Origin of the sequence: Paenibacillus sp. 2TAF8 (assembly GCF_052114825.1) — a bacterium.
Lineage (GTDB): Bacteria > Bacillota > Bacilli > Paenibacillales > Paenibacillaceae > Paenibacillus.
On the sequence record NZ_JBFRFN010000005.1, the window covers coordinates 75,819 to 87,626 of the forward strand.

10 protein-coding genes are annotated in these 11,808 nt (G+C 45.4%); 3 read left to right on the forward strand and 7 right to left on the reverse strand.

Annotation, left to right across the window (positions count from 1 at the left end; translation table 11 throughout):
• Positions 1-186 precede the first annotated feature (186 nt).
• Entirely contained in the window at positions 187-1,179 is a 993-nt protein-coding gene (locus AB4Z30_RS09255; RefSeq protein ID WP_441925498.1) for a Gfo/Idh/MocA family protein, read from the forward strand.
• A 64-nt stretch (positions 1,180-1,243) separates the two neighbouring features.
• On the opposite strand, the gene AB4Z30_RS09260 is transcribed toward AB4Z30_RS09255, so the two are convergent.
• From AB4Z30_RS09260 to AB4Z30_RS09275, 4 genes are all read right to left on the reverse strand, one after another.
• The gene (locus tag AB4Z30_RS09260; RefSeq protein ID WP_441925500.1) at positions 1,244-2,869 is read right to left on the reverse strand and encodes a sensor domain-containing diguanylate cyclase; all 1,626 of its coding nucleotides are present in this window, start codon (positions 2,867-2,869) and stop codon (positions 1,244-1,246) included.
• Between the two features lie 164 nt (positions 2,870-3,033).
• On the reverse strand, positions 3,034-3,768 hold the full coding sequence (locus AB4Z30_RS09265) for a spermidine synthase (protein ID WP_441925502.1): 735 nt from the start codon (positions 3,766-3,768) through the stop codon (positions 3,034-3,036).
• Positions 3,769-3,813: 45 nt separating this feature from the next.
• A complete protein-coding gene (locus AB4Z30_RS09270) occupies positions 3,814-4,716 on the reverse strand; it encodes a LysR family transcriptional regulator (RefSeq protein ID WP_441925504.1) in 903 nt (300 codons plus the stop codon).
• A 50-nt stretch (positions 4,717-4,766) separates the two neighbouring features.
• Positions 4,767-5,201: a MerR family transcriptional regulator gene (locus AB4Z30_RS09275; protein ID WP_441925506.1), complete on the reverse strand. Its 435-nt coding sequence runs from the start codon at positions 5,199-5,201 to the stop codon at positions 4,767-4,769.
• 204 nt (positions 5,202-5,405) lie between these two features.
• On the opposite strand from AB4Z30_RS09275, the gene AB4Z30_RS09280 reads away from it, so the two are divergent.
• Positions 5,406-6,254: an SDR family NAD(P)-dependent oxidoreductase gene (locus AB4Z30_RS09280; protein ID WP_441925508.1), complete on the forward strand. Its 849-nt coding sequence runs from the start codon at positions 5,406-5,408 to the stop codon at positions 6,252-6,254.
• 215 nt (positions 6,255-6,469) lie between these two features.
• Complete coding sequence (locus tag AB4Z30_RS09285; RefSeq protein WP_441925510.1) at positions 6,470-7,633, forward strand: oxalate decarboxylase family bicupin; 1,164 nt, start codon at positions 6,470-6,472, stop codon at positions 7,631-7,633.
• 331 nt (positions 7,634-7,964) lie between these two features.
• Here the strand turns inward: AB4Z30_RS09285 and AB4Z30_RS09290 are convergent, their stop codons facing one another.
• From AB4Z30_RS09290 to AB4Z30_RS09300, 3 genes are all read right to left on the reverse strand, one after another.
• On the reverse strand, positions 7,965-9,935 hold the full coding sequence (locus AB4Z30_RS09290; RefSeq protein WP_441925848.1) for a PTS fructose transporter subunit IIABC: 1,971 nt from the start codon (positions 9,933-9,935) through the stop codon (positions 7,965-7,967).
• Between the two features lie 84 nt (positions 9,936-10,019).
• On the reverse strand, positions 10,020-10,931 hold the full coding sequence (pfkB, locus tag AB4Z30_RS09295; RefSeq protein ID WP_441925512.1) for a 1-phosphofructokinase: 912 nt from the start codon (positions 10,929-10,931) through the stop codon (positions 10,020-10,022).
• Between the two features lie 2 nt (positions 10,932-10,933).
• On the reverse strand, positions 10,934-11,680 hold the full coding sequence (locus AB4Z30_RS09300; protein WP_441925514.1) for a DeoR/GlpR family DNA-binding transcription regulator: 747 nt from the start codon (positions 11,678-11,680) through the stop codon (positions 10,934-10,936).
• Positions 11,681-11,808 lie beyond the last annotated feature (128 nt).

The window sequence follows — 11,808 nt, forward strand, 5'->3', positions numbered from 1 at the left end:
CAATTCCATGTTTTACCGTAATTCAGAGTATACATGCTCCAATTTTATAAAGCAACAACTTTTTTCAGTCTGTCTTAAACGGACATTTGTCCTTTTTTCACAGACCTAAACCATCTATGTTAATTAGTAAAAATGCTCACAATGATAACGAATAACGATAAATAGAAATATGAAGGGGAAATTCATTTGCAGAATTCAAAACTATGCTTTATTGGAGCTGGGTTCCATGCCTCCACGAATATTTACCCTGCAGCGATCGAAGCAGGTGCAACCATTCAGGCTGTAGCCACACGGAATCTGGAACGTTCTCAGGCGGCTCTGCTTCGCTTTGGCAGTTCAGGTCTAGGTTATGACCATGCCCGCCAGATGCTGGAGCAGGAAACCTGTGACGGAGTGGTAGTGGTTGCCCAGCCTGTAGATCAAACCAAACTTGTTTTGGATTGCATTGAGGCCGGTCACAACGTCTACGTGGACAAACCACTCGGCTGGAATGCAGAAGAAGCCGCAGAGGTAGCCGAAGCCGCAGATCAAGCTGGTGTTGTGGTCATGGTCGGTTTTATGAAACGTTATGCTCCGATCTATCAGAAACTCAAAGCACTCATTGATGAGAGAACGCTCGGCAAAGTGCGCTCGTTCCAGATCAAATTTGCCGTAGACAGCACGCCTTTCTGCGAAAATGAGGAACAGTTCATGAAGCTGGCTGCCATACATATGGTGGATCTCATGCGTTATTTGTTTGGCGAAGCCACGCAAGTAACCGGAACCACCGTACGAGATGGAAAGTATACCAACCAGAGCATCTCCCTCATTTTTGATCATGGTGTGACGGGCAGTGCTTATTTTACAGGTATGAGTGCATGGTCACGAGAGAGCGAAAGTGTGTTGGTTACCTTTGAACACGGATTTGCACTAGCGGATGAAGTTATTAAACTTACGATTCATGAGTCCCGCCAAGGAGATCAACTTCCATGGAAGTCTCTTGAGGAACACGATGCGGTATATACACCTTCCGGAACTCCAATGTCCGGTGCATACAGGGATCTTTATTTGCGTGGCTTTGTGGGTGAGATGAGACACTTTATATCCTGTTGTCAGACGGGAGYCGTTCCACTCTCAAACGCCCGCGATAATGTTCGCACGATGGCTTTATGTGACCGAATACTGTCATCTCTCATATAGAAACACGAACAGACCCTGTTCATAAGGGCCTGTTCGTGTTCTTCTGTTCACCTGTTTTTCTGTGCTACTCTTCTGCTTTTTCCACCGTCTGAATGACAACAGTTCGATTGCGTCCCTCTTCTTTGGCCAGATAGAGCGCATTGTCCGCGAGATGAAACAATTCAGACTCGGACCTAGCGTGCATTGGAAACTCCGCAATGCCTGCAGATATCGTAACGGTACGATCAACAGCCAATACACTTTCTTCAACTGAGATCCTAATGCGTTCGGCTATCTCATACGCCTTCTTCGAATCGTAATCCCTTAACAATACAACAAACTCTTCACCGCCAAACCGAAAACAAACATCCTCAGGCCTTACAGATATCTGAATCAGCTTCGCGATCTGTTTTAGAACCTCATCTCCAGTCGAATGACCGTAGGTGTCATTAATTAACTTAAAGCGGTCTATATCGAGAACAATGATCGCAAATGGATTCTCATCATGAGTCCACGCCTGAATCACTTCCTCAAAGGTTCTGCGATTATTCAAGCCTGTTAATACGTCTGTTCTCGCATCATACACCAACTGATCTGTCTTGTTTCTGAAACTTGTCATGGCCCCAAGAACCGCTCGAGTAAGCAGATCGGCTTCCCTGTTCCAATGCGGCTTCACGACAGGTAACTCCACCCGCCCTTTGTCCACTTGTTGCACAAGATCAGCCAAGAATACAAACGGATGTACCAGCTTCCGGGCAACTCTTAACACAATTAGAGTCAACAATATAAACGGCACAGCGATGTAAAGCAGCAGCAATCCGATCTGACGGTTTAACTGATCATATACAATTTGGGTTGGGGATACGACAACCACTCCCCAGTTGGTTGCTGGAACTTTGTAATATCCTGCAAGCGTATTAATCCCATCCAGATTCGTATATTGCTCTTGTCCTGTCTGATTTTTTATCAGTTTCTGCACCACTGTGTTCTCCCTAATATCTCTGCCAATTCGGCTGACGTTAGGATGAAAAAGCAACGTTCCCTTATGGTCAACTATAAAAAAGTACGTTCCGTTGCTCGTCTTCAGTTGACTTCCAAACGACAAATCGAGTATATTATTTTCTTGCAAATAGATACTTCCACTAATCATGCCTTTGAATTTCCTAACTGGATCAACAATCGGTTCACTGAGAAAAACAATTCTACGATTCGTTCGCGGTGTCACGTAAGCATCCGATATGTATGAGGCTCTTGATTTGATCGCCGCTTTGGCCGCCTCGGAGCTCACATGTCTACCAATGCTGGCCTGAGAATACGGTGACCTCGACAGTACAAGCCCCATCTTGTCCGTCAAAACTACAGCGTTAAAATAATCACTGCTATTATGGATGAGATCCAGCGCAGTGTTCAGTTTCTCCTTATCATTAAAATCGACGTCTTTGAAATGTGCAGCTCCATACTTTAAGCTTTTTTTCATGGATTCAAATAAGGAGTTTAACGTTTGACTCATCTGTACAGCACTCGCATAGTTAACCGAAAGAGTATTGTTGATAAGAGATTGTTTCTGTGTGGTATAAGAGGTAATTACCATGATCGTTAGCGTCATCAATACGGAAATTATAACGAAACCACCAAACAATGCGGCAAGACTGACTTGTTTGAACTTCTTTACTTTTCTGCGTAATCTGGAACTTTTTTTATTTGCAATCATTTTGCTTCCCCCGGATTTTCATAAAAAAGCATACCTATACCATCATATAATAAAGTTGTTAAGAAACAATGAAGAAATGACATACCTTAACATTAATTTATAGGATTGACGAATTTATGACAAAATAATGCATCCGGGAAATGAGCGCACCCCTTTTCATCTATTTACCCTTCAATGATATAACCCGCTTTCAGGTTTTGCTCTACAAAACCCGCCATATACCGCATCTGAACATCAATCGGGCGATGACTGCCCATCAATATACGATTCTGGATGACATTCGGCTCCGCCGGGAGTGCAAAGGCACGTGTGTAAGGAAATTCCGTTCCTAAGGTTGTATAGAGCGCATTCACAAGTTGGTCGTTCCCTGAACGTCCAAACACATTAAGCAGGACAGCACCTTCTGCATCAAGCTTATCTTTTACCATGCTGAAAAAAGAACGGTTTGTGAACTGCTCTGGGGTGCCTGCAGCTGTAAATGCATCAATAACAATATAATCATACGTTCCAGCCTGTTCCCGTTCCAACAGTTCCCGCCCATCACCAATCAGTACTGGCGACCCTTTATATCCGAAAAAGTGCTGGCTTATTTCCACAACCTCCGCATCCAGTTCTGCCACCTTGACTTGTCGATCTGACAGATAAGAAGGAATTGTACCAATGCCCTGCCCCACCACGAATACACGATTGAAATGCGGATCATTTTGTTCCATCAGATGTAACATAGCCCGCGGGTACTCCAGTACAATTCTCGAAGGCTCTTCCAGATCCATTGCACCTTGAACCGCATCATTCGAGAACTGTAATACACGGAAGTGCCCCTTCTCCCCATAAAGCCTCTTGGTCTCATATACAGTCAACTCATGCTGTTCACTTTTATTCCGGTATAATACTCTCAACTTCCTGCTCCCTTCGGGTAAGTACATTGAACCTGTAAAATCGTGTTACAGGCCAATGGCCTCGTGTAATGCCTGTACATAAGCAACGCCGAGATTGGAAAGTGACGTACTTTTATGACTAATCCACCCTACATTAATCGATTCCTCACATTCGAGCGGAACCGGTATGATCTCGTTGCCGTTCAGATCGGCGCTAAGCACCCCTGTCGAGATGGTATACCCGTTTAGACCAATGAGCAGATTAAATAACGTTGCCCGGTCGTTCACCTGAATGCTTTTGGGATGTGATAGTGTACTTAGAATCTCTTCGGAAAAATGAAACGAATTATACTCTCCTTGGTCAAAGGACAAGTATGGATAATCTTGAAGCTGCTCAATGGCCACAGACTCCTGCTTGGCGAGCGGGTTGTTTACACTGATGAAGATATGGGGTTTCGCTGTAAACAGGCTTGTAAACACAAGACCCGCATCCTTCAACAATTTGTTGATGACTTTGGCGTTGAACTCATTCAGATAGAGAATGCCAATCTCACTGCGAAGACTTTTCACATCCTGAATGATCTCATACGTTTTGGTCTCACGCAGGGCCAGTTCATATTCATCCTGACCATGCTGCTGAACAAGCTGTACGAATGCATTTACTGCAAATGCGTAGTGCTGAGTGGACACAGAAAAATGCTGAGGAGACGGCTTGGCATTCAGATAGCGATTCTCCAACAGTTCAGCCTGCTCCACGACTTGACGTGCATAACTTAGGAACTCCACGCCTTCTTTGGAGAGGGTAATACCTTTATTTGTACGTTCAAAAATGGTAATGCGAAGCATCTTCTCCAGATCACGAATCGCGTTGGACAAGCTGGGCTGAGAGATAAATAGCCGTTTGGCAGCTTCGTTCATCGAACCGTGCGTGGCAACCTCTATAACGTATTTAAGCTGTTGTAATGTCATGACGTATCCCCTTTTTCTCATCCATGGTAAACCTCACAGGTCACATTCCCTCATGAAAATGTGTTCTTTTTGGTTAGTCCCGTCAGCAAACGCTCTCCTGTGATCGGAAAATCTTCCGGAAACATGCTGCGCTTTTCAAGCTTCTCCTGAATAAAATGCACGACCTGTTGCATGGAGGCAATCTGCTCCTCTACCTTTTTCTGATAATTAATCAGCATCTCCCGTTCCTCCGGGAAATCGTTCAAGTCCGATTCCAGTGACATCCTCAGAAATGGCTTCATTTCCTCCAGAGACATACCTGTTTTCTTCATACATGTGATCAGACTCATCGTCTGAATATCCTGCTCGGAATAGACCCGATGGCTACTGGCTTTACGCTCCGCGCGGGGAAGCAAACCAATCTTCTCATAATAACGAATGGTATCTTTGGATAATCCCGACCGTTCTGATGTCTCGTGAATGGAGAACATGGTTTGAACACTCATCCTTATCCCTCCCGTATACATAGCTCTCTCTATCATATAACTTGGAGCTGGCTCCAAGTCAAGCCAAAAATCTCCCCCTTGACTTGGAGCCAGCTCCAAATTGTAGAATGACCTCTCCTGCAGATTAATCGGCAAAATCAACTGATCTATTCAGGCATACCGATTGATTCTGACAATACATGAAACCATTTGGAGGTTATGATGATGAATCACACTAACTCGCTTCGCACAGCCTTAATTACAGGCTCTACCTCAGGAATTGGTCTGGAGCTTACACGAAAACTTCTAACGGAACGATGGCAGATCATCGGCCTTAATCGCTCGCCCTTTCCTGTAGATGATGCCAAAATCCAGGCTGCGTTACGCTCGGGTCAGTTAATATCTGTTCAAGCTAATCTGACGAATTATGCCAGCCTTCGTTCTGCGCTTGAGCAGGTTCGTTTACAGACGAATGCAATCGACGTCCTGTTCAACAATGCGGGAGGCAGCGCATCCACCCTTCAATATTCGGATCAGGGACATGAGTTGCACTTTGAGCTTCAAACTGTGGTTCCTTATATCATTTACCGGGAGCTTTATGATCTGATTCGCCACGGGCGGTTAAAAACGGTGGTGAACACCTCCACAACTGCTTTTGGCATGATGAGAACGTTTGATCTCAACATACTGGAACGGCCTGGCTCGTTTAAGAAGCTGTTCGGCCCGTACGCAGCATCCAAGCTCGCCCTCTCATTGTGGACTCAAGAGACTGCTCCCGCTGCCATAGCAGATGGTATTCGGCTTCTTAGTGTAGATCCGGGCGGTAACAATACGCTGAAAAGGGATAAAGCATCCGGTTTGCCCTTCTATATCAGACCCGTGATGAAACTTTTTTTTGCTCATCCGAGTCGTGGCGCATCCCTGCTTCATGACGCAGCCATCGGGACAGGGCGTCATGAAGCCGGTACGTTTCTTGTTAACAATAAGGCAACTCGCCTTCGTTTTAAGGAGCAAGGCGCTGCTGTACTTCAACGAGTACATGAAATCTACGAGCATAATTATCTGAGTACCTGATATCATCCTTGAAATGCACCGATCTCGATATCTGTCCTTAAGAGGTCTAATTCCAGGCTTGACCGAATGCGGTCGAGTCTTTTTGTTTTTTGATCTTTTTTTATTGATTCTTTTTTATCTTGTCCTTCATATTTTCCAAGCCTGCTTTCATAGGTGTAAGCATAGTGAAAAAGCCGTATGACTTGTAACGCGGGAGATTGGAAGGAGACATCTTAATGAGTAAAGAAAAACAACCCAGTGCTCAACCATTCATCATCCCACAGCCCATTCGCAGTGATGGTGCAGGTGGACCTGATTATGGACCACGGGATGTACTGAGAGACAGACAAAATCCCGATATGCTCGTTCCGCCTCAGACGGATAACGGCTTGTTACCTAACCTCAGAATGTCCTTCTCGGACACACATATGCAACTTAACCACGGTGGGTGGTCACGCGAGATTACGGTACGTGATCTGCCTGTCGCCACTACGCTTGCGGGAGTGAATATGAGCCTGACTCCAGGCGGTGTCCGTGAACTACATTGGCATCAGCAATCCGAATGGGCCTATATGATCTGGGGAACGGCCCGGATCACCTCTGTTGATCAGAACGGGCGAAATTTCATCGCGGATGTTGGAGCGGGTGATCTTTGGTTTTTCCCTAAAGGGCTTCCTCATTCGATCCAAGGTCTGGAGAACGGGTGCGAATTTTTATTAGTATTTGATGACGGTACCTTCTCTGACCTGAACACCCTATCGATTTCTGACTGGTTCGCCCACACGCCGCCAGAGGTATTGTCGCTGAATTTTGGCGTTCCTGAATCGGCCTTTCAGTCGATGCCCAAGGAGCAGGTTTATATTTTTCAGGACAGCGTACCTGGTTCACTTGCAAGTCAGGAGGTTCAGTCCCCCTACGGGACGGTTCCTCTCCCGTTTACCTATCGTTTGCTTGCACAAGAGCCTTTGATCACACCTGGAGGCAGTGTACGCATCGTAGATTCCACCAACTTCCCCATCTCCACCACTGTCGCTGCAGCCCTCGTGGAGATCAAACCCGGAGCGATGCGAGAACTGCACTGGCACCCGAATGCAGACGAATGGCAATACTATTTGACGGGGGAAGGCAGGATGACTGTTTTTGGTGGCAATGGTAACGCACGCACCTTTGATTACCGGGCAGGAGATGTAGGGTATGTTCCCGTAGCCATGGGGCACTATATACAAAATACCGGTAAAGACACGTTATGGTTTTTGGAAATCTTCCGAAGTGATCGCTTCGAAGATGTCTCTCTCAATCAGTGGATGGCTTTAACACCGCGTGATCTGGTACGAGACAATCTGAATGCACCTCCAGAGTTGCTGGATGCATTGCGTAAAGTGAAGTGGCCTGTCGTATAAACTAGCCTAGACCTGTGTCTTTTCCACCCCAACAACTCATTTTACAATAGGAATACGACATTCATATTATGAAAATAAGGCAGGCTTACCTTCGAAAAGGTGCGTCTGCCTTTATTGATATTTCCATTTAATCGCACAGTGACTCACAGACTCTATTCACTCTTACCGCTTAAATGCCTGAATATAAACAAACATACTCCTCTATACAAATGAAACAACGAACATAAAAAAGCATCCCTCCATGAATTTATTCATTGGAGAGATGCTTTGAGTCGACCATCGTAACACGTTGATGTAGCACGATCACTCGAACTAACATTAAATTATTATATTATTTAACAAGTGTAGGTGACTTCTTCCACAATCCCAGAATGAGACCTGAAATCACAGAGCCAATAACAACTGCGAGCAGGAACAGCAGCGTGTGGTTAGCGAGAAGTGCTACAAAGACACCACCGTGCGGAGCGGGAACATTAATGCTCCACAGCTGAGTAAGTCCACCCGCAACCGCAGAACCGATAATACAGGAGGTCAGTACACGAAGCGGGTCAGCCGCTGCAAATGGAATTGCACCTTCTGTAATAAACGAAAGGCCAAGTACATAGTTTGTTAGACCTGATTTACGCTCTTGCTCCGTAAATTTGGATTTGAAGAACGTTGTTGCAAGTGCAATCGCCAGTGGAGGAGCCATACCGCCTGCCATAACCGCTGCCATCCATGCACCGTCTGTGTTTCCGCTGGATGTAAATACACCAATCGCAAAAGTATAAGCCGCTTTGTTAAATGGACCGCCCATATCAATCGCCATCATGCCACCCAGCAGCAAACCAAGCAATACTTTATTACCTGTACCCAGATTACCAAGTGCAGTTACAAGCCATGTGTTCAGGGAACCGAAAATCGGATCAAAAACATAGAAACTAATTGTACCTACAATCAGCAAACCAAGTACCGGATAGAGCAGGATCGGTTTCAAACCATCAATCGCTTTTGGCAGACCTTTCAGCGCTTTACGCAATCCAATAACAACATAACCCGCAAGGAAACCGGCGGCTAAACCACCAAGGAAACCTGCATTGGAGTTTACAGCCATCAAACCACCAACCATACCAGGCATCAGGGCCGGACGATCACCGATACTCATCGCAATAAATCCGGCAAGTATAGGAATCAGGAAATGAAACGCGCCTGTTCCTCCACCAATGGTTTGCAACAATTGTACAATCGGATTTTCAGGACTTGCAAGTTGTTCAAACAAGAAGGAGATGGCGAGCAGGATACCACCGCCGACAACAAATGGCAGCATGTGTGAAATCCCGTTCATCAAATCTTTGTAAATTTTGCTTCCCACGCTTATCTTGCTATCGCCTGCACCTTCATCCTTCGCGTTTCCACCTTGGCTGCGATAGATTGGCGCATCACCATTGACTGCCTTGCGGATCAACTCTTCTGATTTACGAATACCGTCACTTACCGGTCTTTGCAACACAGGTTTACCGTCAAAACGAGCCATATCTACGTTTTTATCAGCAGCGATGATAACACCTTTGGCACGAGCAATCTCATCGGCAGTAAGCACATTCTGTGCACCTTCGGAACCATTGGTCTCAACACGGATGTTGATACCCATTTCCTGTGCTTTTTTCTTCAAAGCATCCTCAGCCATAAACGTATGAGCAATACCTGTCGGACAAGCTGTAACAGCGACAACAAAGTCTTCTGAATTCGCATTGCCAACAATGACACCGGAGTTGCTTTTCACGTTGTTAGTACCACTCTCAGTCGAAGATGCTTGTGCAGCTTTGTCCGCTTTTGCTTTCTCTTTTGCAGCTTCCTTCTCAGCAGCTTCCTCCTGTTTTGCATCAAACAACGCGCTCACTTCTTCAGGCGTATTCGTGTTCAACAATTCAGCGATGAAATCGCTATCAACCAACAACCTTGAAAGAGCCGCTAATGTGCGGAGATGTGTATTACCTGCGCCTTCTGGAGCTGCAATCATGAAAAAGAGTTGAGCTGGCTGGTCATCTAGTGATTCAAAGTCCAGACCTTGTTTACTTTTTGCAAAAACGACTGTTGGTTCATTCACCGCTTTGGTTTTGGCATGTGGCATAGCAATTCCGCCGCCGATGCCTGTACTGGACTCCGCTTCTCTTTTGTAGATCATTTCCTTGAAAAGCGCCGGATCATTAATCCGCCCACTCTGGTTAAGACTGGCGATCAGTTCGTTGATTGCTTCGTCTTTCGTTGATGCTTGCAGATCCATAATCATTGTTTCCTGGATCATTAAGTCAGTGATTTTCATCATGGAACACTCCCTTAAGTTCAGTCGGCCTGCACATGGCAGGCCTTACATCAGTTCTTCAATTCACTTCGTTCTTCTTGTTTCTTAAAGCATTGTAATCGTAACCTGATTACGCAATTGTTCAATATACTCACGTGTAGCGAGGTCATCCGAGAAGGCTGTCGCACTTCCTGAAGCTACTCCTGTCTGGAATGCTTCAAGCAAGTCTCCTTGCAGCACGTACGTGCCTACAAATCCGCCAATCATGGAATCGCCGGCACCAACTGAATTTTTCACCGTACCTTTAGGTACGGTTGCATGATAAACATCTGTCCCTGTGATGAACAATGCTCCTTCTCCAGCCATGGAGATCAACACATGTTTCGCACCAGCTTCAAGCAATTTACGCCCGTAAGATACCAGTTCTTCTCGCGTATCAATGGTTACGCCAAACAATTCGGCCAACTCATGATGGTTCGGTTTTACCAGCAATGGCTGATGAACGAGCGCTTCCATCAGTGCGGGTCCTGTTGTGTCAATGACGAACTCGGCTTCTGTCTGTTTGCAGACATGAATGAGACGATCATAGAAATCCGAACCGAGTGACGGCGGAACACTGCCAGACAATACGACAATATCTCCTTTTTGCAAGGAAGACAGTTTATTTAGCAGTTGCTCTGCCTCTTCAGCACGAATCGCTGGACCGAGTCCGTTGATTTCAGTTTCGTCTCCGTGTTTTAGCTTGATGTTAATGCGAGTATCGTCTGCAATGGTAACAAAATCAGTCTGAATGGCATCTTCCATCAGCTTGTCGTTAATGAAGCGTCCCGTGAATCCGCCCAAAAATCCAATAGCCGTATTGGCAGCTCCGAGTTGATTCAGAATTCGTGAAACGTTAATGCCTTTACCGCCAGGTAGTTTCAAATCCCGATTCATGCGGTTTAATCCGCCAAGTTTCAGATCGTCCACTTCGACGATGTAATCAATGGACGGGTTGAGTGTTATTGTATATATCATCGCTATCCCTCAATTATTTTAGTTTTCTGGGTGATTACCGTCCGCCAATGTTCTGGCATTCGCTCCGTAATCAGATCCGCCTCCTCCAAATCAAACAATTTGGCAAAAGTAATATCCCCAATTTTGCTGGAATCAGCCAGCACATAGGATTTCCCCGACAATTGGTGTGCACGCCTCTTAATCAAGGCTTCCTCCGGATCAGGCGTTGTATACCCCATTTCAGGGTCTACCCCGTTACTTCCCAGAAAACACTTGTCAAACCGGAAATTGTCCATGTTCTGCAGCGCAATGCTGCCGATCACCGCTTTGGTATGAGTTTTCATCATGCCGCCCAGCAAGTAACTCCGAATTTGTTTGCTTACCAGTGCCTCCACATGGGAGAGTCCATTGGTGACCACCGTTACATCCCTGGCTTCTATAAAAGGGATCATAGCCAGTGTTGTTGTGCCAGCATCCAAGTATATACATTCACCATTTTGGATCTCCTGTGCTGCCAACTTGGCAATCACTGTCTTTTGCTGAATGTTTTTGAACGTTTTTTCCTCCATACCTGGTTCTAATGATTTTTCATTCACCAGTGAGGCACCACCATGAATACGTTTGAGCATCTGACGACTTTCCAGATCAATCAAATCTCTTCTAATCGTGGATTCAGAAACACCTAACACATCAACAAGCTCCTGTAACTTCACAATTCCCTGTAAATGTAAGCGCTCTACAATTGCAGCATATCGTTCTTCAGTCAGCATATGCATTCCTCCAACTGCTTCTATAGTATCATAAATTCCGCAAAAAACAATCATTTTCATTCAAAATAATTTAAAAACCTTCAAAAAATTTCATCATTCGACTAATTTATTTGTCCGGTGTCCTTATC